Annotated in this window: 21 protein-coding genes and 1 pseudogene; 15 read left to right on the forward strand and 7 right to left on the reverse strand. The window is 35.9% G+C overall.

Features of this window, described 5'->3' with window-relative positions; all coding sequences use genetic code 11:
* Positions 1-24 precede the first annotated feature (24 nt).
* From LG329_RS17175 to LG329_RS17190, 4 genes are all read left to right on the forward strand, one after another.
* Positions 25-1,344, forward strand: coding sequence for a PTS galactitol transporter subunit IIC (locus LG329_RS17175; RefSeq protein WP_404452053.1), 1,320 nt, complete (start codon positions 25-27; stop codon positions 1,342-1,344).
* Between the two features lie 15 nt (positions 1,345-1,359).
* Positions 1,360-1,644 carry a PTS sugar transporter subunit IIB gene (locus LG329_RS17180; protein ID WP_404452054.1) on the forward strand — a complete coding sequence of 95 codons (285 nt, stop codon included), beginning with the start codon at positions 1,360-1,362 and terminating at the stop codon, positions 1,642-1,644.
* A gap of 726 nt (positions 1,645-2,370) precedes the next feature.
* Entirely contained in the window at positions 2,371-2,967 is a 597-nt protein-coding gene (locus LG329_RS17185; protein ID WP_404452055.1) for a copper resistance protein CopC, read from the forward strand.
* A gap of 13 nt (positions 2,968-2,980) precedes the next feature.
* Complete coding sequence (locus LG329_RS17190; protein ID WP_404452056.1) at positions 2,981-4,126, forward strand: copper resistance D family protein; 1,146 nt, start codon at positions 2,981-2,983, stop codon at positions 4,124-4,126.
* A 71-nt stretch (positions 4,127-4,197) separates the two neighbouring features.
* Here the strand turns inward: LG329_RS17190 and LG329_RS17195 are convergent, their stop codons facing one another.
* A complete protein-coding gene (locus LG329_RS17195; protein WP_404456750.1) occupies positions 4,198-4,587 on the reverse strand; it encodes a disulfide oxidoreductase in 390 nt (129 codons plus the stop codon).
* A 39-nt stretch (positions 4,588-4,626) separates the two neighbouring features.
* The gene (locus LG329_RS17200; RefSeq protein WP_404452057.1) at positions 4,627-5,307 is read right to left on the reverse strand and encodes a DsbA family protein; all 681 of its coding nucleotides are present in this window, start codon (positions 5,305-5,307) and stop codon (positions 4,627-4,629) included.
* 173 nt (positions 5,308-5,480) lie between these two features.
* On the opposite strand from LG329_RS17200, the gene LG329_RS17205 reads away from it, so the two are divergent.
* The 7 genes from LG329_RS17205 (at position 5,481) to LG329_RS17235 (ending at position 15,502) form a co-directional block, all read left to right on the forward strand.
* Positions 5,481-5,801 carry an ArsR/SmtB family transcription factor gene (locus LG329_RS17205; RefSeq protein WP_404452058.1) on the forward strand — a complete coding sequence of 107 codons (321 nt, stop codon included), beginning with the start codon at positions 5,481-5,483 and terminating at the stop codon, positions 5,799-5,801.
* A gap of 15 nt (positions 5,802-5,816) precedes the next feature.
* On the forward strand, positions 5,817-8,477 hold the full coding sequence (locus LG329_RS17210; RefSeq protein WP_404452059.1) for a heavy metal translocating P-type ATPase: 2,661 nt from the start codon (positions 5,817-5,819) through the stop codon (positions 8,475-8,477).
* 84 nt (positions 8,478-8,561) lie between these two features.
* Positions 8,562-9,605: a flavin-containing monooxygenase gene (locus tag LG329_RS17215; protein ID WP_404452060.1), complete on the forward strand. Its 1,044-nt coding sequence runs from the start codon at positions 8,562-8,564 to the stop codon at positions 9,603-9,605.
* 292 nt (positions 9,606-9,897) lie between these two features.
* Entirely contained in the window at positions 9,898-10,719 is an 822-nt protein-coding gene (locus LG329_RS17220) for an EcsC family protein (protein ID WP_404452061.1), read from the forward strand.
* Positions 10,720-11,221: 502 nt separating this feature from the next.
* The gene (ppsA, locus tag LG329_RS17225; protein WP_404452062.1) at positions 11,222-13,822 is read left to right on the forward strand and encodes a phosphoenolpyruvate synthase; all 2,601 of its coding nucleotides are present in this window, start codon (positions 11,222-11,224) and stop codon (positions 13,820-13,822) included.
* Between the two features lie 323 nt (positions 13,823-14,145).
* On the forward strand, positions 14,146-14,853 hold the full coding sequence (locus LG329_RS17230; protein ID WP_404452063.1) for a DNA alkylation repair protein: 708 nt from the start codon (positions 14,146-14,148) through the stop codon (positions 14,851-14,853).
* A gap of 184 nt (positions 14,854-15,037) precedes the next feature.
* Positions 15,038-15,502 (forward strand): NUDIX hydrolase, encoded by a 465-nt coding sequence (locus LG329_RS17235; RefSeq protein ID WP_404452064.1) that lies wholly within the window; start codon positions 15,038-15,040, stop codon positions 15,500-15,502.
* Positions 15,503-16,178: 676 nt separating this feature from the next.
* On the opposite strand, the gene LG329_RS17240 is transcribed toward LG329_RS17235, so the two are convergent.
* Positions 16,179-16,328, reverse strand: a complete 150-nt coding sequence (locus LG329_RS17240; RefSeq protein ID WP_404452065.1) for an FbpB family small basic protein — start codon at positions 16,326-16,328, stop codon at positions 16,179-16,181.
* 120 nt (positions 16,329-16,448) lie between these two features.
* Here LG329_RS17240 and LG329_RS17245 point away from each other — a divergent pair, with 120 nt between their 5' ends.
* Complete coding sequence (locus tag LG329_RS17245) at positions 16,449-16,601, forward strand: hypothetical protein (protein WP_404452066.1); 153 nt, start codon at positions 16,449-16,451, stop codon at positions 16,599-16,601.
* A 385-nt stretch (positions 16,602-16,986) separates the two neighbouring features.
* Here LG329_RS17245 and LG329_RS17250 read toward each other — a convergent pair whose 3' ends face one another.
* From LG329_RS17250 to LG329_RS17265, 4 genes and pseudogenes are all read right to left on the reverse strand, one after another.
* Positions 16,987-17,592, reverse strand: a complete 606-nt coding sequence (locus tag LG329_RS17250) for a TasA family protein (protein ID WP_404452067.1) — start codon at positions 17,590-17,592, stop codon at positions 16,987-16,989.
* A gap of 74 nt (positions 17,593-17,666) precedes the next feature.
* Entirely contained in the window at positions 17,667-18,245 is a 579-nt protein-coding gene (gene sipW / locus LG329_RS17255; RefSeq protein WP_404452069.1) for a signal peptidase I SipW, read from the reverse strand.
* Positions 18,242-18,403 (reverse strand): hypothetical protein, encoded by a 162-nt coding sequence (locus LG329_RS17260; RefSeq protein ID WP_404452070.1) that lies wholly within the window; start codon positions 18,401-18,403, stop codon positions 18,242-18,244. The genes sipW and LG329_RS17260 overlap by 4 nt, the downstream gene beginning before the upstream one ends.
* Positions 18,404-18,583: 180 nt before the next feature.
* Positions 18,584-18,733, reverse strand: a pseudogene (locus LG329_RS17265) (hypothetical protein); the annotation flags it as partial.
* Positions 18,734-19,167: 434 nt separating this feature from the next.
* Between LG329_RS17265 and LG329_RS17270 the strand changes: the two are divergent.
* The 3 genes from LG329_RS17270 to LG329_RS17280 all read left to right on the forward strand — a co-directional run bounded on the left by LG329_RS17270 (position 19,168) and on the right by LG329_RS17280 (position 21,990).
* Positions 19,168-20,304 carry a histidine kinase gene (locus tag LG329_RS17270; RefSeq protein WP_404452071.1) on the forward strand — a complete coding sequence of 379 codons (1,137 nt, stop codon included), beginning with the start codon at positions 19,168-19,170 and terminating at the stop codon, positions 20,302-20,304.
* A gap of 2 nt (positions 20,305-20,306) precedes the next feature.
* Positions 20,307-20,939: a response regulator gene (locus LG329_RS17275; protein WP_404452072.1), complete on the forward strand. Its 633-nt coding sequence runs from the start codon at positions 20,307-20,309 to the stop codon at positions 20,937-20,939.
* A 118-nt stretch (positions 20,940-21,057) separates the two neighbouring features.
* Positions 21,058-21,990, forward strand: a complete 933-nt coding sequence (locus tag LG329_RS17280; RefSeq protein WP_404452073.1) for an ATP-binding cassette domain-containing protein — start codon at positions 21,058-21,060, stop codon at positions 21,988-21,990.
* Positions 21,991-22,001 lie beyond the last annotated feature (11 nt).

Consider the following 22,001-nt stretch of genomic DNA (forward strand, 5'->3'; position numbering starts at 1 on the left):
CTCATTTAAACAGAGGAGGTAATGATGGAAGTTCTTCACTGGTTTGTTGATTTGGGAGCAAGTGTTATGCTCCCAATACTTATTTTCATATTTGCCTTAATACTGGGTACAAAGCCAAAAAAGGCATTTTATTCGGGGCTTACGGTAGGAATAGGATTTGTTGGATTGAACCTCGTGATTGCGTTATTAACAACAAGTCTAGGGCAAGCAGCAAAAGCAATGGTAGATAACTTTGGCTTTGATTTACATACGCTTGACGTAGGGTGGCCAGCAGCGGCAGCGATATCGTATGGTACCGTTTTGGGTAGTCTTGCTATACCTATTGGGCTTGGATTGAATAGTGTGCTGTTGGCATTAGGGTTGACTAAAACGTTAAATATCGATATCTGGAACTATTGGCATTGTGCATTTACTGGTGCACTTGTATATGCATTAACGAATGATTTTGCCTTGGGCTTATTTACGATTGCCGTTCATGTCCTCGTTATTTTTTTGTTGGGAGATCTTATGGCCTCTGACATGGAATCGTATTTTGGTTTTAAAAAAATGACATTTCCGCATGCAGCCTCCGCACCGTCGTATTTATTTGCTAAACCGTTAAATTGGCTATTTGATAAAATTCCAGGCTTTAATAAGTTAGAGGCTAATCCAGATACCATTCAAAAACGGTTTGGTCTGTTTGGTGATTCAACGGTAATAGGTGTGATGCTTGGCATAGTAATTGGCGTCTTAGCCGGTTATGATGTCAAAGAAACATTACAATTAGCAATGAAAACTGGTGCAGTTATGCTGTTAATGCCAAAAATGGTCGCTTTGTTAATGGAAGGTTTGAATCCCATTTCTGAAGCTGCCGGACAGATGATTAAGAAAAGGTTTCCAAAACGAAACGTATATATAGGGATGGACAGTGCATTGTGTGTTGGACATCCAGCGGTTTTGTCTGCCTCATTGCTACTAATTCCTATCACATTATTTTTGGCAGTTATATTACCTGGAAATAAGGTTTTACCCTTCGGAGATTTGGCGGCGATTCCATTTTTAGTTTGTTTAATGGTTCCAGTGTTCAAAGGAAATATTGTCCGGACAGTGGTTGCAGGAACAATCTATTTGGCGGTTGGATTATATATTGCTACATGGATCGCTCCGTTATTTACCGAAACAGCAATTAAGTCAGGTTTCGATATGGGTAATAACATAAGTATTTCCGCTCTAATTGATGGTGCCTTATGGACGACAGCTTTATTTGTTGGACTGGGTAAAATTGCTAGTTGGTATGGAATAGGAATGATTGGAATAATTGCTAGTGGTGGTTTGGTGTACATGAATAAAATTAAAAAGAACTAGTTAGGGGATTAGGGTATGAAAAATATATTAGTCGTCTGTGGAACTGGTATTGCAACTTCAACTATTGTCATTGCAAAATTGAAAGAATGGTTAACCAAAACTGATCTAAGTTATAAAGTGCAACTTCATCAAGCTGAAATCGGCAAGGCAGTCAATAGATTTGAAGAATATGACATCGTTATTTCAACAACCCTCGTTCCAGACTCAATGAAAGATAAAGTTATTGATGGTGTTCCACTATTAAGTGGGTTTGGATCTGAAGCGGTTTGTCGTCAGTTGGAAGAAGAAATTAAAAGGTAACTTTCTTAGGAGGTAGCTAGGATGAAGGCCCAAGAGATTGTCAAAGTTGTAAGTATCATTTTAAAGATGAGTACAATTATAGAAAATGTTGGAAGTGTAATAAGAAAGAATCTGTATATTACTAACGCTAAAATGAACTGTCCCAAACATGGGACAGTTCATTTTCCCTTCAATCTTAAACAATAGGAGCGATTGATGCATAAATTGATCGTCATTCTTATCCGGAAGATTATCTTGAAATCAAGTCTTCATGAAAAGTGCGCTTTTCTTTAATAAGTATTAGTGTTCGTTTTTCATCTAAAGGGCCAGATATTGGTAAGCAAAAGAAATATATCAATTGAAAACTTTATCCTGATTTCTCGCTAAAAATACTGAGGAATTAGGCTTTTTATCTCAAAATCCATAATGTTGTAAATCTGCATTTGCGGTAATACGTTAATTCAAATGGAAAGTAAAGAACATCCACTTGATGATTATTCGTTAATGTGTCAGAATGACCAATAATCTTCATCCATGATCATGAACATTAAATCAACTAAATGAAAATACCAATAAACAGCTTCCAACGAGAAGTCGATGGGGTTATTGTATACTTTAATATCACTCTTACGTTATATTTGACGACTTTCTTACAGTTAAGTGTGATAAAATACTTTATCGAATATTAATGCTATTATTGCAACTGTACCGTAAGAATATGTAATTGTTGTACTTGATAAATTTATATTGAAAGGAAGGTTATATTTTATTAGAAATTCTTATTTTCTATTAATCGCATTATTGCTGTTTAGCATACTCGCAATTAATGAAGCCAATGCACATTCTGTTTTAGAAGAAGCAAAACCGAAAGCTGGGGAGCAACTGACGGAAACCATAAACAGTATTGAATTAACTTTCAGTACAAAAATTGAAAATGGTAGTACCCTTTACCTGGTAGATGATAAAGGGAAAGAAATTGAACCAACATCTGTTGAATTAACGGATGATGTGTTAGAAGCAAATTTTCAGGATTCACTTGAGCCGGGATCATATCGGGTAAATTGGAAAGTAGTTGGAGCGGATGGTCACCTTATTGAAAACCAATATTCCTTTTCAATCGCAGTATCCGAAAATAAAGGGCCTGAAGACAATACTACTCAAACAGAAGATGACGAAATAGAAACTGAACAGCGTAACAAAGATGCTGAACAACAGAAATCATCTAATAAGCAGACAAAAATTGACAATGAGCGAACTTCTTTAGTAAGTGGAATTATTATATTTCTAATTATTGCCGGTTTAGTATTGCTATGTTGGATGTTGTTTAGCAAACGACAAAAATAGGGGGTGAATTACGATGCTTTTAATCTCATTAACTGAGTTTATACTATACATTTGTTTCTCAGTGCTTATCGGTTCCTTGATTTTATTTATGGTACCTGAAGATAAAAAACCTTCCATGTACATACCCAAAAAGGTACTTTATTTAGTTGCTGTGCTGATACCACTAGCAGCTTTTCTGCCAGTTTTCCAAGTCGCAAATATATTGGCAGGCGATAGGGACCTTTGGTTCATTCTAAAAAACGTAGTACTTACTTTCGAAATTGGGAAAGCTTGGTTATTTATTAGTTTTGTATCAGTTATTCTCATATGCGTATTATTGGCTAAGAATCTAAAGTCAAAAATACATTTAAAAACATGGGCTCTTTTTCTAACATTGTTAATGCTTTTTGGCTATACAAAATCAAGCCATGCAGCAACTATTACAGAATGGCAAGGTTTCATTTTTCATACTCTTCATTTCCTATCGGTTACAATATGGATAGGTATCCTTTTTGTAGTTAGTTGGTTTTCCAAAAATAAATCGAATTGGTTAACCTTTTTAAAATGGTTCACTCCTGTTGCTCTAACATGCCTAATTATCACCATTACAGCAGGCTATTTTACAATGGAAATTGATATTAATTCTTATGATGACCCTAAAGCTTCAATTTTTCAGGAATACCAAAATAGTCTAATCGTTAATTATGGACAAGCATTAGTGCTAAAGCATATATTTATTATTTCATTAATAGTATTCGCTTTTCTCAATGGGTTACTATTTAGGAGTAAAAATAATCAGGATTCATTTAATCCGTTAAAATGGGCAAGGCTGGAAAGTGTTTATGCTCTAATTGTGTTTGGGTTAACAGCATTTATGGGTCAATCGTGGCCACCCCATCAAATTTATAGCTTAATAATGACCGAGGGTGCTTCTCCATTGTTTGAAGCATTATATGATGGAGATTTTATAAATACAATCCAAAATGCTGATAGTACAGGCGTCTTTAACGTTACGATGTCCTTTGGTATGGAAAGTTATTTATTGTTTGGATTAGGTTTGTTGTTTATGGTGTCAACAATTTTCGCAGCTGCAAAGAAAAGGTCCGTTTTCGTTTCTACATTTTCCTCATTATTAATGGTTCTATCTGTGTATTTCGGAATAATGATGGGAATTCAGTAGCTTTGATTAAGGTGAATTAAGTTAAATAAAGAGGTGCAATTTCGTCTAACCGAATTGCACCTCTTTTATTACTAATTGTTTTTTGGTTTCCTTATAATTATCATGAATATGATAATTAAGGTGAATGCGACCATTGCTAAAAATGGTATTGTAATAAACCCAAGCCAATTAATATATTCAGCACTACATGGAACACCATTGGCACACGGTTTAATTGCTGCAAATCCCGGGACCTTTTGCTCTAAATAGTGAAAGAGCGAAATGGACCAGCCAATTACTGCAATTGGTAATACATATTTTTTAACAGACCGATCATTTTGAAATGTTGCTATTCCAAGTATCAAAGATAATGGATACATCAAAATACGCTGATACCAACAAAGTTCACATGGAACAAAACCGCGTATTTCACTAAAGTAAAGACTTCCAAGTGTTGCAACAACCGAAATTAGCCAAGCCATATAAAGTGATAACTGTGAAATATCTACTTTCTTCATATCCTAATTTTCCTCTAATGCATTTTCGATAGCATTTTTTATTGCTTCATAATCAAAAGGATCCTCTATCATTGTTTCATTTACCATAATAGTTGGTGTAAGTTGGACATCAAATTTGGTTACCAATTCTTTGTCTTTATTAACTTCGCTTATTTCAGAATTGCTTTCAATATCAGACTTTAACATATCTGTATCAATGCCCGACACTCCACTCGCTACTTCAAGAATCTTCTCCGTTGTAACCCAACTACTATCATGATTCGCACTTGGTTGTTTTTTAAAAAGCCCTTTATGAAACTCCCAATACGCATCAGGATTTTGTTTATACACAGATTCAGCAGCTAATGACGCTAATTTAGATTCTTCACCGTGAAATAAGACATTAATAAATGAGAATTTAACCTTTCCTGTATCAACATAATCACTTACTAATTTTGGGTAAATATTTTCTCCCCATGCTTTACATGATGGACACTTAAAATCACCAAATTCTACTACAGTTACAGGGGCATCTGAATCACCTAAAGTGGGTTGTCCATCAATTGGTGGTTGTTTGTCCAATGTTGTTCCTTCGTTTGATTCAGAATTATTGTTGTTGATAACGACCAAAGCAATTATTAATGCAACAATAACTAATGTGATAATCACAACAAATTTAAATGGAGAACTATTATTTTTCATCAAAACACCTACCTTCTAATGTGAATTTCATTTTACCATCAAACCTTTATTTATATGGATTAATCATGTATTGTTCAAACACTTTTCACAAATATAAGTTTGACACACATATTAGTCATTGCTAATATGATAATAACAAAACATATTAGTCGTGTCTAATATAAGGAGGATAATGCATGTTAAAAGTTGATATTGATACAAAGATGAAGTTCTTGCATGGCTTTTCACATAAAACGAGAATTCAAATAATCGAAAGTATAAAAGAAGAGGAAAAAACAGTTTCTCAAATTGTTAGTGATATAAATGGCAATCAATCAAACATTTCACAGCATTTGGCGTGCTTAAAAGGTTGTGGGCTTATTGTCGGAAGACAAGATGGAAAATATGTATACTACCGTGTACGTAATCAACTAGTACGTGATTTATTAACCATGTTTGATGTTGTACTTGAAGATGTTCAAAATGATGTTACTTGTTGTAAAAATCATATAGATTAATGGGGGGTGGAGTGAATGGCAGATAAGTGCTGCGGTCCAAAAGAAGAATTGATAACTATTGAAGATAATAAAGGCTGTTGTAATAGTAATGCCGAAAAGGCGGCTACAAAAGAAGAGGACAGCTGTTGCAGCAGTCAAAATACATTTCAGGGAATAGCAATTACTGCAACTAATTCATCTTGTTGTAGTAATCAATTTGAGAATGAAAATGATAAATCTACCGATGTTTGTTGTAGCCAAGAATCAAAGGAAGATTTAGAGATTAGGTCTTGTTGCAGTAGCAAAGAAGACGATAACACCTTAGAGACATCAAATTGTTGTAACAATGTTGAGGAAATAGCTAGCATTAACGCAACTCCTGTTAAGGGGGAGAAGGTCGAATATCGAATACATGGAATGGATTGTCCTTCTTGTGCATTAACGTTAGAAAAAGGGTTAAGTCGGTTAAATGACATTCAAGAGGCAAAGGTAAATTACAATACTGCGAAATTGCAGATTATCGGAAGCAACGCATTGTCTCTTGATAGTATAGAAAGTGAAGTCCAAAAGCTCGGCTATACTGCTGAACCAATAATACAAAACAGAAATGTAAGAACTTACGATGTTGTAGGAATGGACTGTAGTAGTTGCGCTAAAAGTGTTGAAAATCATTTAAATAAGATTCCAACAGTTAATACAGTTACTGTCAATTTTCCAACTGGAAAAATGAAAGTGGAGCATGAAAATAGCGTCGATGATATTGTTTCAGAAGTATCTAAACTTGGGTATAATGCTTCACTTATTACAAATAACAATAAATCTACAGATACTCCCAAAAACAAAGAGGGGTACGGCTTAATTACCCTTTCTGGTATTTTAATTGCACTTGGGTTTATTGGTTCTTATAATGATGTATCTCCATTAATGACCACCATTCTATATGCTGTTGCTATCGTTATAAGTGGTTATAAACCAGTAAAAAGTGCCTATTATGCTATAAAAAGTCATTCGCTTGATATGAATGTTCTAATGTCCGCAGCAGCAATTGGAGCTGCCTTAATTGGAGAATGGTTTGAAGGTGCAACCGTAGTATGGTTATTTGCATTAGGGAATGCCCTACAAAATAGATCCATTGAGCAAACTAGAAAATCTATCCGCAATCTAATGGATTTAGCACCATCAGAGGCATGGATTAAAGTAAGCTCAGAATTGGTTAAAAAGCCTGTAGAAGAAGTTTCAGTTGGTCAGATTGTTGTTATTAAACCCGGTGATCGAATTCCGTTAGATGGTGAAATTATCCAAGGTGAGACTAGTGTGAATCAGGCACCTATCACTGGTGAGTCAATCCCGGTCGATAAATTAATCGGAGATACTGTATATGCAGGAACCATAAATGAAAGTGGTTCTATTGAAATCAAAGTCACCAAGTTAGTCGAAGATACGACAATTTCGAAAATCATTCATTTGGTTGAAGAAGCACAAGAACAAAAGGCTCCTACCCAAGCATTTATAGATAAGTTTGCTAGTATCTATACACCTATTGTTTTCGTTCTAGCAATAGTTGTAATTGTTCTACCTCCACTTTTAGGCCTTGGTACTTGGGGAGAGTGGGTTTATAAAGGACTTGCATTATTAGTCGTTGCCTGTCCTTGTGCATTGGTTATATCTACTCCTGTTGCCATTGTTTCTGCTATCGGAAACGCTGCAAAGAATGGTGTTTTAATAAAGGGTGGAACATTTCTGGAAAAAGCAGGTGCTATTAATGCGATAGCGTTTGATAAAACAGGGACATTAACAGAAGGAAAACCAACAGTTTCTGATGTCGAAGCGTTAACTACTTCAGCCGATGAATTAATATCACTAGCATTAACATTAGAAGACTACTCCACACACCCAATAGCAAAAACGATTGTTGAATATGCGAAAGATAATGGAGTTCAGGTTAAAAAAGGAGAGTTATTTAAAAATATAGTTGGTAAGGGTGTTCAAGCAACAATCAATGGAGAAGTTCATTACGCTGGTAATCTAAAACTGTTTGAAGATCTGGAAATATCTTTAGATGATGTCAGGTCTAAAGTAGAAAGGATACAAAGTCAGGGGAAAACAGTAGTGATTATCGGTACAAAACAAGAAGTAATGGGGATTATCTCTGTTTCCGATACTATTCGATCAACTACTGTCAAAGCATTAAATGGATTGAAACAAGTTGGTGTAAATCAACTAGTCATGTTAACTGGTGATAATGAAGGTACTGCTAAGATGATTTCAGGGGAAACCAATGTCAATCGCTATTTTGCGGAACTATTGCCAGAAGATAAAGTGGACGCGATTAAACAACTACAAAAAGAAGGTCACAAAGTCGCTATGGTGGGTGACGGCATAAACGATGCACCAGCACTTGCTACTGCAGATTTAGGGATTGCAATGGGTGGAGCAGGAACCGATACAGCAATGGAGACTGCTGATATTGTTTTAATGGCAGATAATCTAGAAAAATTGCCACATACTGTTAAGTTAAGTAGAAAAGCATTAACGATTATTAAACAAAATATTTGGTTTTCGTTAATTGTAAAATTTATAGCATTGGTTCTTATATTTCCGGGGTGGCTTACCCTTTGGATGGCTGTGTTAAGCGATACAGGTGCAGCTATCATCGTAATTTTAAATGCCCTACGACTTTTAAAAGTTAAAGGATAAAGTATAGGTAAGCTGTTCAATTAGGAGTTGAACAGCTTACCTATTTAATATTAGGCCTATAATTTACCAATAGGATGTGAAGAAATGTACAATACGATCGTTATCGGTGCTGGACAAGCAGGTCTTGCAATAGGTTATTATTTAAAGCAGTCTGAGAAAAATTTTATACTCATTGATAAGGGAAGTGCGGTCGGAGAAAGTTGGAAAGTAAGATACGACTCTTTAATTTTATTTACCCCTAGGATTTATAGCTCTTTACCTGGTATGCCCCTTGAAGGAAAGAAGCAAGGATTTCCAACCAAAGAGGAGATTGTTTCTTATCTAAAAAAGTATGTAGTTAAATTTAAAATCCCTATTCAATTTAATGAAGAAGTTGTAAATGTCTCCAAGATAAACAGTAATTTCTTAATAAAAACAAAAAAAGATGAATATCAAGCAAAAAATGTTGTCATTGCAACTGGGCCTTTTCAAACACCAAGCATTCCTCCATTCTCAATGGGGTTATCAAATAACATCAAACAACTTCACTCATTGCAATATAAAAATCCTAACCAGTTGGTAGATGGAAATGTTCTCGTAATAGGTGGAGGCAATAGTGGTGCTCAAATTGCTGTCGAATTATCAGAAGAAAGGGAAACATATCTAGCTTGCAGCAGGAAACTAAAATACTTACCTTTGTCGTTGGGAAGAAAAAGCATCTTCTGGTGGTTTGACAAATTAGGAATTTTGAAGGCAAATGATACATCGCTACTGGGAAAGGTGCTTCAACAAAAAGGAGATCCTATTTTTGGATTCGAATTAAAAAAAGCAATAAATAATAATAAAGTGATTATAAAAAAGAGAGTAACTAGTGGCAAACAAAATCAAGTAATATTTGAAGATACATCAACCCTAGAAGTTAGCAATATCATATGGGCTACGGGATTTAAAGCTACCTTTCCTTGGTTAAAGATAGATGGGGTGTTGAATGAAGAAGGAAAAGTAGTACATTATCGAGGTGGCTCTAATATTAAAGGACTGTTTTTTATTGGTTTACCTTGGCAGTATCGACGTGGTTCTGCCTTACTACAAGGCGTTGGTTATGATGCAGAATATATCGAAAGACAAATAGTTAACACTTCTAATTAAATTATAGGATATGATTTTTAATTTGATTAATATTGTTTTGAACTATCGCGTTAGTTCAATATCCCGTTGGTAAATTCGGTGACAACAAGTGGTAATCCTTGGGAAATTGCTGGTGAAATACATGACAGAAGTGGTACATTCATATGGCTGTAATCAATTGCTACGATTTTCAGCAATCGCGCCCTTATGTCAGATGGTAAATGAAGTTAGAAAAATGACTGCCCCTCATGATATAGTTAATGAAAATATTAATGATATTTTGAAGTAGGAATTAAACGAGGAGTAGATATACTTGACAACAATTGAATCACAAGATTTTTTATTAGATGAACTAAAAAAGATTGAGGATTGGGAGGAAGACCAAAAGGGTTTGTGGTTTTGGGAAAAACTTGGAAGATTGCCTTTTGCATTGCTTGATAAGGTAACACCAAAGTTTGTTCAAGAAAAGGTAGGAACAATAATTGATGAATTAGGGAATTACATTCATACAGGTGGCGACTATTTAGTTAAAGAAGAAACAGTTTTGAAGAAGTTTAAACATAAAGAGACTGAAAAAGGACAATTAAGCCTATATGATGTTCAACATTTTCCTCTAAACGAAATGGACGATGTTGCAAACGGGATTAGAACTTCTAAAACCAAATTAGCAACAGTTCAAGGTGCTACAACTGGGATTGGTGGTATTTTTACACTTTCCATAGATATTCCATTCCTAATAGGTATATCACTTAAGGTACTTCAAGAAATTGCTATAAGTTATGGATACGATCCAAATGATAAAACCGAAAGAGTCTTTATCGTTAAGTGTCTTCAATTCACATCCTCCGACATTGTTGGAAAAAAAGCCATTCTTGAAGATCTTTCAGCTTATCAGACAGAAAAACAGAACAAACAAATGGCATCTCAACTGCAAGGTTGGCGCGAAGTTATTTATACATATCGGGACAATTTTGGGTGGAAAAAGTTGTTTCAAATGATTCCGATTGCCGGCATCATTTTCGGTGCTTTCTTAAACAGATCGACTGTAGGAGATGTAGCTGAGACAGGAATGATGTTATATCGTAAACGTCGAATCTTAGAACGAATGAATCAAAAGGATACGATTACGAATTAGTTTAAGGCAAACAGGAAAGGTATTTATTGTTGCGAAGACTGTGGTCATAAAATACGTATTGAGGCTATAAAAAATTTTTTTAGGTAGTTTTATTTAAGAGTTGTTGAACTAAAGTGATTGGATTAATTATATTCCTTAATATGAACGGGCGCTTTAATAGAAAACGAAAAAAAGCCCAATTTCTTAATGCTAATGCTAAGAAATTGGGCTTTTTAATATTGGAATTTCTTTAACGTGGTAAATCCGATAAATTCATTGATAAAAAAGAAAAACTATGGTAAATTTATATAGTTATACACCGTTAAGGTAAATTTGTATAATTATCCCTATTTTAATTATACATCATAAAACCCTTTTCAGTCAACCACTATTTTTATCTTTAATATGAACATGGAAATTCGCCAGAAGCAGGACCGAGTAGACAGTGTAAATGGTTGATCAGATGAACAAATTTTGTAATAGGATTCTTCTTGGTTTTGAGCGATAAATAGGAGGGGAAAAAATGAAACCATATGTACTAGAGTTTCAAGAGATCGATAAAACGCCACTTTTGCTCGTCGGAGGAAAAGGGTTAAATTTAGGGGAACTATCTAAGATTCATGGAATACAAGTGCCAGAAGGATTTTGTGTTACAACAGAAGCTTATCAAAAAGCCCTCGAACAAAACGAAGCCTTCCACGCATTGTTGGATCAACTAACACTGCTAGAAGTAGAGGATAGAGGTCAAATCGGTGAAATCAGCAGGAAGATTCGGAATACCATTATGGAAGTAGAGATTCCTTCCGATGTTGTGAAAGCTGTTGCGCACTATCTCTCTCGGTTTGGTGATGAACATGCTTATGCAGTGCGTTCCAGTGCAACTGCTGAAGATTTACCACATGCCTCTTTTGCCGGTCAACAAGACACTTATTTAAATATTATAGGCGAAGAAGCAATCATGCAGCATATCAGAAAATGTTGGGCTTCCCTATTTACGGATCGAGCCGTGATTTACCGTATGCAAAATGGATTTGATCACAGTCAAGTTTATTTATCCGTTATCGTTCAAAGGATGGCTTTCCCACAGGCTTCAGGGATTTTATTTACTGCCGATCCGATTACCTCCAATCGGAAGGTGCTGTCGATCGATGCTAGCTTTGGACTTGGAGAAGCACTGGTCTCTGGTTTGGTATCTGCCGATTGTTATAAAGTACAGGAAGAGGAAATCGTCGATAAGATGATAGCAACCAAGAAATTGGCTATCTATGGACTAAAAGAAGGCGGAACAGAGACCCAGCAGATCGATCCTGATCAGCAAAAGGCTCAAACTCTTACCGAACAGCAAATATTACAACTGGCACGCATCGGAAGACAGATTGAAGCATATTTTAGTTATCCACAAGATATCGAATGGTGTTTGGTTGATGATACATTTTATATCGTCCAAAGTCGGTCCATCACGACTTTATACCCGATCCCTGAAGCGAATGATCAAGAAAATCACGTTTATGTATCTGTCGGTCATCAACAAATGATGACCGACCCCATGAAACCATTGGGATTATCTTTTTGGCTGTTAACGACTCCTGCACCCATGCGTAAAGCTGGTGGAAGGTTGTTTGTTGATGTAACAACTCAATTGTCTTCACCCGAAAGTAGAGAATTTTTATTAAATGCCATGGGACAACACGATCCACTCATAAAAGACGCAATTACGACCATCGTAGAGCGAGAAGGTTTTATAAAACTGTTACAAGATGATACAAAAATAGCGAGTCCAAGTAAAAGCAATACAGATATGCCACCACAAATCGAAAACGATCCAACAATCGTTTCTGATTTGATTAAAAGCAGTCAAACATCGATAGAAGCGTTAAAACAAAATATCCAAATGAAATCAGGACCAGATTTATTTGATTTTATTCTAGAAGATATCCAACAATTAAAGAAGATCTTATTTGATCCACAGAGTTCGGGTGTGATTAATGCTGCTATGGATGCTTCATCATGGATCAATGAAAAAATGAACAAGTGGTTGGGTGAAAAAAACGTAGCAGATACGCTTTCTCAATCTGTACCAAACAATATTACTTCGGAAATGGGTCTGGCGCTAATGGATGTCGCAGATGTGATTCGTCTTTATCCGAAAGTAATTGCTTATTTACAACATGTAAAAGATGATAACTTTTTGGATGAACTGGTTAAGTTTGATGGTGGGCAGGAAAGCCAAGACGCTATCTATGATTATCTTAGCAAATACGGAATGCGATGTACCGGAGAAATCGATATTACGAAAACCCGTTGGAGCGAAAAACCAATTACACTTGTCCCTATGATTCTCAGTAATATCAAAAACCTTGAGCCTAATGACAGCAATCGGAAATTTGAACAAGGGCGACGTGTTGCTTTGAAAAAAGAACAAGAGTTATTGGGTCGATTGAAGCAATTACCGGATGGTGAACAAAAAGCCAAAGAAACTAAACGAATGATCGACCTAATCCGGAATTTCAGCGGGTTTAGGGAATATCCAAAATACGGCATGATTAATCGCTACTTCGTTTATAAGCAGGCTTTATTGGAAGAAACCGAACAACTCGTACAAGTGGGCGTATTTCATGAAAAAGAAGATATATACTATCTTACTTTTGAAGAACTTCGCGAAGTCGTACGCACAAATAAACTAGATTACCAGATCATCAGCAAACGAAAAGAAGCGTACAAATTATATGAAAAACTAACTCCCCCACGCGTTATCACGTCTGATGGTGAAATCATTGTAGGTGAGTACAAAAGAGAAAATCTCCCAGCTGAAGCTATTGTAGGTCTACCGGTTTCTTCCGGAGTTATAGAGGGCAGAGCACGCGTCATATTAAACCTGGAAGATGCTGAGCTAGAAGATGGAGATATATTAGTCACCGCCTTTACTGATCCTAGCTGGACACCGTTGTTTGTATCCATAAAAGGTCTTGTCACCGAAGTTGGTGGACTGATGACCCATGGAGCGGTTATTGCACGTGAATATGGTTTACCAGCAGTTGTCGGGGTGGAAAATGCTACGAAGCTGATCAAGGATGGACAAAGAATTAGGGTGAATGGAGCAGAAGGGTATATAGAAATATTATAGTTCATACAAATCATAAAAGAAGAGGATTCGAGTTAGTAGAATCATTGACATCATGGTGCTTTGCGATCTATGCTAATCGAGTCTTCTCAATAGTTTAATAAGTAGACTGACGTTAAAGTCGGTCTTTTCTTTTGTCTTTTAGTTTAGAAATTTTGGCATACTAATTAATATATAATGTTAACATTATATATATAGATTTGAACTAACGGAATAGTAGTATAAGATTATGGTAAAATTGAAAAGTATATAAGACTTGAAAAAGAAAATAAATTAGTTTATTTCAATTAAGTGGGTATTAATACTAAGGGAGGAAGTACAAAACTATGGATTTCGAAACAGTTATGCAAGAGCTTGAAGCCTTGGGCAAGGAACGAATGAAAAAAATGTACATATCCAATGGTGCACACGAGCCGCTTTTTGGCACGGCTACAGGTGCTATGAAACCAATCGCAAAGAAAATAAAAGTAAATCAACCTTTAGCTGAAGAGCTTTATGCTACAGGTAACTATGATGCAATGTACTTTGCAGGTATTATTGCAGATCCGAAAGCCATGACAGAGTCGGATTTTGACGCTTGGATGGATGCAGCATATTTTTATATGCTGTCCGATTATGTGGTAGCAGTAACATTATCTGAGTCAGATATTGCACAAGAGGTTGCCGATAAATGGATTGCAAGCGGTCAGGAGCTGAGAATGTCAGCGGGCTGGAGTTGTTACTGTTGGCTTTTAGGGAATCGCCCAGACAATGAATTTTCTGAAAGCAAGATTTCCAATATGCTTGATATCGTGAAAAATGAGATTCATGATTCGCCAGAACGAACGAAGTCTGCTATGAATAATTTTCTATACACCGTGGGGATTTCATATTTACCACTAAATGAAAAGGCAATTGAGACCGCAACGGAAGTAGGTACAGTAGAAGTTAAACGGGAAAAGAAAAAAACCAGTTTCCTAAACGCTTACGAAAGTATTCAAAAACAAATGGATAAAGGAAAGCTAGGTTTTAAACGCAAGTATGTAAGATGTTAAAATTAGCTTCGCATAGGGGTGTTGATCCAAGGAGGATTGACGCTCTTTTTCTTTTGAGTTAACTATCCGAAAATTAACGGTACTTGAACCGATTAAATGGGATTTTATGTTAATACAACCTATATCTGCTATGATCATAAACTCTTCAAGCAGCAGTTTACTTTAAGAAGGGGCAATAACTAATATGGCAAAAACGTCAGGCTGTTTTACTATTGTTATCAATGAAGAAGTTAGAATATTGTTAGCGAAACCAAAGGATTATCCACTCTGGGACTTACCAGGTGGAGCAGTGGAGATGGAAGAACCATTAGAAAATTGTGCTATAAGAGAAACAGAAGAGGAAACAGGGTATATTGTTTCAATCAGACGAAAAATCGGTGAATATTATCAACCTCAATACGATGATATACAATATTTATTCTTAGGGGAATTAAAAGGTGGATCACCAATTAAGTATGGTCCTGAAACAGAAAAGGTGGAGTGGTTTAGTCCTAATAAACTACCTTTACTTATAATTCCAAATAGAAGAAAACAAATTAAAAATCACTTGAAACATAGAAGTATAGTAGTAAAAGATTCAATAACAGTTTCTCATTTTAAAATCCTTTTATATAAAGGGTTTTTAAGGGTATTAAGCAAAATGTTATAAGTTAGTCAGCAGGAATAATTAATTTACTTATTTAAGTAACTGTATCTTTTCTGACAGATGCAGTCTTTTTACTCAAGCGAGCCAGAATGTTAAGTAAAATTAAACCTTTAAAGCACTGGAATAAAGGAAGGGGTGATTAAAATGAATAGAAAATTGAATGCAACACAGGGCTTGTTTACATCTGTTTTTGTTCGCAGTTAAGAAAGTATAAATCCTTTCTTACTGCATAAGTGTAACTAAGGCTTTCCCCATTAAGGCTTGGCGATAAGCCAAGTTTTCTAATATTTGCTTTGTCTATATACAGTTTTGTAATTCCTGAATTCGAATATAAATCTATATTATTTATACTCGCTGGTGGTGTAGCGGCCTATATTGGAGCAATTTTAGCAACATCGATTATGAAAGATAAGGATTAATTATATTCGTAAACGGTTAGGAAACTTAAAGAATAAGTAATACCACAGCCTTTTTACTTATTGTGCTAACATTGGAGTATCAAGTGGAAATTTTTGATACTTCTTTTTTGCATTTAATAGGTATTTTATCGCAGTTTGACAGGCAGTTGTAAAACCCTGTACATCAAAGCAAAGACTTTGACGTGTATAAATGATAAATGGAGTGCCTTTTTAAAAGACACTCCATTTATCATTTATAGTTTTATATTTTTTATTACAGATTAAGCCAGCTTTTTGTTTTTTGCAGTAGTTAAATCGGTTTGTTTCTTTTCCAAACGCAATTCAATTTGATTAATTCTTTTTTCGTCTTCTAGAAGTTCCTGTCTGTTTTGGTTGACAAGTTCTTCAAAGTTTAAATTCTTCGGACGCATATTTATACACTCCCTTTACCGTACTATTATTATTATAACCTATAATTGTAAGCATAAATCATAATTATTTGAACATTTTGTTACGATTTTATCTATGAGGGGTTAGAAGATTGGCAGAAGATGGATTGGTTATCTGTACTGCGTATTTTTGAACTACTTTTTTACTATATTCAATATGCAATTGCTCAAGTTGGTGTTCTAAATGACGTGAATGAACAAAAGCGCAAGCGCCCGTTTAGCGACGTATGGATTGGACTGAACCGTATGAGATAAAGGAAACATGCCCCTGCAAAAGGGGTATGCCGACGTTGGGCGGCAAGCCCGTTTTTAGTCGGCCTTCCCGAAAGCGAACCGATGTTGACTTATCGTAAGGAGGTAAAGGAAATCCAATAGTCGCTGGGCGCTGGAGCTGGACGTGGCTCTGCATAGTGACCAAAATATTCAATGTCACATTTTATACTTTCCTTACACATAAAAAAGGGCAATCCTGATAAAAATCAGATTGCCTTTTTCGGTATTGCTGACGGTATCCCAAAAGTATGTAAATCAAACATGAATGATATCATAAAATCATAATATTCCTGGTATATCAATCACTTGTTATCCTTAAGAAATTACTTTACAAGGAACCTACCTAAGTCCTATTTAAAACGAAGAATCAATCATTAGGTAAACTTATATCGCCGTCTCCTTGCTTCGCATTAAATTTCCACTTAAGATTGATAGAATCACCTTGATATTGATTTTGTGGTTCACCACTGTCAACAAATTCAAATTGAACGGCAAATAAGTTATCTTCGCCTGCTTTTAATCCGTCTCCTTGACCTTCAACCTCTGGATCAAGTACATTTGCTTCTACAAGACTAAGCGGGTTTTCTTTAAGTTCTGCTAATGTAGTCTCAAAGACAACTGTATAACCTTTCGAATCATTAATAAGGAAATTCAACTCAATTTGTTCGCCAAAGTCAGCTGTATTATCTCCATTTACATCAGTTACAGTATATTCCGTATTCAAGAGGATCTCGCTCATATCAAGGTTACCTATATTGCTTAGTTCAAACTCTCGAACAACTTTGTCGCCTGGCTTCATGCTATCCAAATTAATAATAGTTGCTTTGCTTGTGGAAAGATCCAAAGTCCCAGCCGCGAAGGTATTGTTGGTTACCTCCTGATCACTGAAGTATGCGTACGTTCCACCTCCTACTAACGATAAACCAAGCGTTGCTGATGCGATGCTTAAACCTAATTTCTTTTTAATGCCCATTGCTTTAAATTCCCCTTCCCCTACCTACTCTTGGAATAGGTATTATTTATTATTTTGAACCCCTCATGAGGATGTCAAGCGTCAGTTGATGATGCTTCTTCCTTTTTCTTACGCCCATCGATTTCTTTAAAGGCTTTCCAAATCGTGATGACAGAATAGATGATTAATAGAATTCCCGGTAGGACTATCAATAGTGCGGTGCCCTCTTGCGATTGAGCATAGTGCATAAAATAGCCAATAAACGGAACTGTAAATCCGGTATAAACGGCTTCAACATTCCCTGGGAGAACTGGTTCGGAATCATGACTGTCGTTGTTGTCGCCCTTTGTAATATATTTTGTTTGGCTATCAGCACCCTTGACTTCGTAGATACGGTGCGTGACGGTTGTTGTTTTGTCTATCTTATAAGTAATCACGTCACCTTTTTTTAATTTGGATGCATTTTTAACGGATTTAACCGCAATGATTGACCCAGTTTGAAAAGTCGGCTCCATCGAACCTGATAAAACTGTTTTAAATTGATAACCAAAAATGCTAGGTTCACCACCGGAAATCTTTGATGAAATAACAACAAAAACCATAAAAATTAATATGATAAATAAAAGAGTGGTCACTGCACTACTTAGCCATTTTTTAAGTGTACGGAATGTCATTTTTCACCCTCGCTTTTTTGCAACTGCTTTTTATCTTCAACTTTCTCTTCCGCAGATTGACTATTACTGTCTGGTTCATTATTAATAGACTCTTCCGCGTCACGGTCTTTTTTTATAGTTTCTTTTTCCGTGTCAGCTGTCTGATCCTTCGTTTCCACTGTTTTATCCTTATTTACTTCTTTTGTCTCTGTTTGTTCATTGTTCTCTGGCTTGTCCTCTTTATCAGTGGTTTTCTGTTTGTCTTCTTTATCAGCTGTATTTTGTTTATCCTCTTTGACTGGCTCCGTTTTCTCTTTCTCTATTTCCCATGTTCCCGCCGTAATGGTACCGGATGCCTTTTCTGTATCGGAGAAGAAGGCATTCGTTGGAGTAGTTAAATTTATGGAAGCGATCAGTGTAATAAAAAGGATAATGCCTAATTGCAGACAAAAGATGGAAGTCCAGTATTTATGTATAAAAGTTCTTACTCGCTTATTTTTAATGATGATTGATACCTCCTTTTATTGACGAAAATGGTGAATATTCGGTAATTTTTTGCCGGTATTGTTCAAATTATACGGTTAAAAGAAAAATTGCAGTATGTAATTAATTTTTATTTCTAACAAACTTTTAGTCTGTTATTTCTCGTCAAGTATTCCTATTCGTCGTTTTATTACAAATTCCTTTCTTTTATGATAAAACAGGTAAATAGTTGTGTTCTAAGGTGAGTAAATAGTAATGTTTTTTTGCGAAAAGGGGTCTTTTTTCAATTAAAGGACGCTTTAGTTGCATTAGAAATTGTGATTAGTTATACAAATTTTTATAGCACAATTCCAGTTTTGTTACCTTCATCTGCATGGTTTTGCAGAATAAGGTACAATGAGTGAGAAATCAATCTCTGTTATAAATATTATATAAAGTAACCTAGGAAAGGGGGAGCAGCATGTGGGCATATTGGATATGGCTTTTATTTAACGTTACTGCCTGGTCATTTGCGATGGTTTATTTCAACCAGAATATAGAAGAATTGACTGCACGATTGTTTGGAGTAGCCTTGTATTTTGTGATTTTCTTTATCATGCTACTTGTCGACCGAAAGCCGAAAATTCTAGTATTGCTCCTAAGTATTAATGCTGTTATCGCAACCCTTTCCTTATTTCCAGGGGAAACTGGGGCGTTTAATCCATACCTCATTCTCGTATTCTCCTTGCTAATTGGCTCAGGGTTTTATCACTTGTCATTTAGTCTTGGCATGATCACGGGGATAATCAGTGTAATAGGTTTAATAGTAGTCGTTATTAATACGAATCTTTTCCCTTTATTACAAATTTTTATCGCAATTTATATTAGCTTCCTTTTTGCAGCACTAGTACTTTATAAGAAAACGAAGGATCGTACAGAAGATCTTGATGCCAGATATGATGCACTCCTCAGTGAATATCGGGAAATAAGAAGACAACTTGTTTCAGAGGAAGAAATAACGAGACAGGAAGAGCGTATGCTAATAGGCCATGAAATCCATGATTCTGTGGGACATAAGCTTACCGCTCTTCTCATGCAGATAGAAGCATTTCGTTTAAAAACTTCCGAAAAAGACATGGAAAAGGTTCAATCCCTGAAAGAACTTGCGAGTGCAAGTTTGGAAGAAACCAGAAACGCAGTAAAGTCGCTGAAGACTGGTGAAACAGGTGGACTTCCTGGAATTTTGCGTTTAATACGTAAACTGGAAATGGAAAGCTTTATTCGTATCCATTTTTCTGTGAAACACGGTGCGTTTACAGCATTACTTACTGGCGAGCAGTCTTTCGTGATCTACCGTTCTGTACAGGAGGCATTGACAAATATCATGAAGCACAGCAATGCCAGGGAGGCTGAGATTATGTTTGAAGCACCCGGAGGGATTATTTTTCGTTTTGAAATCAGTAATCCAATAATAGATAATAGAAGGTATCAGGAAGGATTTGGGATCTCTTCCATGCGGGAGCGGTTAGAGAAATTTGGTGGCAATCTGGAAGTCTATAAAACAGAGGAGCAATTTATTGTCAGAGGCTCCATGAAAATCGTGGATACGGGGGGATGAAAATGATTCGGATACTACTGGCTGAAGACCAGGTGATGGTAAGACAAGGGTTAAAATTGATGATTGAGACAGATGAGGAATTGAAGGTTACAGGAGAAACGGATAATGGCAAGGAAGCCATTAATCTTTGTGAAAAACAGGCGTTTGATATTGTTATCCTGGACATTCGTATGCCTGTAATGGATGGACTCGAAGCAGCCAAAGTCATTCAATCCCGCTGGCCAAAAACTAAAATATTAATGTTAACAACGTTTGATGATAATCGATATGTGCTGGAGGCGTTGAAAATAGGGGTCAGTGGTTATATCCTGAAAAATGGAGATACAGATTCTTTACTCCGCTCCATTCGTAGCGCTTTTACTGGAGGATTGTCCATTGAAGACCAGGTTGCTGCTAAAGTTATGCCACTATTATTGGATCGTGGGGAAAATAAAGAACCTGATCCATCTTTAACACCAAGGGAGAGGGCAATTTTAAAGTGTATTGGAGAAGGTCTCAGCAATGACGAAATTGCAGAAAGACTTGCTTTATCCATAGGGACGGTAAAAAATAATACGAGTCAGATTTTGAATAAATTGGAATTAAGGGATAGGACACAGCTTGCTATCTATGCGATTCGCCATAATCTTGTATAAATGGAAGAAAAAATGATTAAAGTAATGGTTATAATGAAACATCGTGACTGAAGACAGTGGTGACACTGTCTCTTTTTTTGTATTCTAAATTTAATCTCATTATAAGGAGTGCGAAGTGATGCTTGAAACAATAAATCTTAGTAAAACGTTTAAAGAAAAAAAAGCTGTTGATGAAGTTGACATTTATTTAGATGAAGGTGAATCCGTTGGTTTACTAGGACCAAATGGTGCTGGTAAATCAACAACTATTTCAATGATATCTTCTTTGTTAAAACCTACATCTGGTGATGTGAAGTTAGATGGCAATAGTATGATAAAGAACCCAGCTGAAATTAGAAAAGTCCTAGGTGTTGTACCACAGGAAATAGCGTTATACGAAGAACTTTCCGCATATGAAAACCTGAAATTCTTCGGGGAAATCTATAAAGTCAAAAAGGATATGCTAGAGCAGCGCATTCAAGATATGCTTGAAATGGTAGGGTTGAAAGAACGACAAAAAGATCTTGTTAAAACATTCTCAGGCGGCATGAAAAGAAGAGTTAACATTGCAGCAGCATTGTTGCACCGACCTAAAATCCTCATTCTTGATGAACCAACTGTCGGAATTGACCCGCAATCGAGAAACCATATTTTGGAGACGGTTCGTAAATTAAATGAAGAACAAGAAACTACCATTCTTTACACGAGCCATTATATGGAAGAAGTTGAGCAATTATGTAATCGTGTCTACATTATGGATCATGGAAAAGTGATCGCTTCAGGCAGTAAATCGGAATTATTAAGTATTCTATCAAGTGAGGATACCATACAGGTACAGCTTAGTGAAACAAGTGATCAATTAATAGAAACAATTAAGTTGTTTGACAATGTACTTCAGGTGGATGAAACAAATAAAGGCATTCGTATTATTTCAAAAAAGGGTGGTAACATTCTGAGTAGATTAGTGCTTGCTGCGGAAAAAGAAGGTATTCAAGTAACACATTATCAAATGGAAACACCAAGTCTTGAAGATGTTTTCCTACACCTAACTGGTAAAACATTGAGAGATTAAGGAGGTAAAAA

It is taken from the genome of Virgibacillus necropolis (assembly GCF_044793635.1).
Classification (GTDB): domain Bacteria; phylum Bacillota; class Bacilli; order Bacillales; family Amphibacillaceae; genus Virgibacillus_F; species Virgibacillus_F necropolis_A.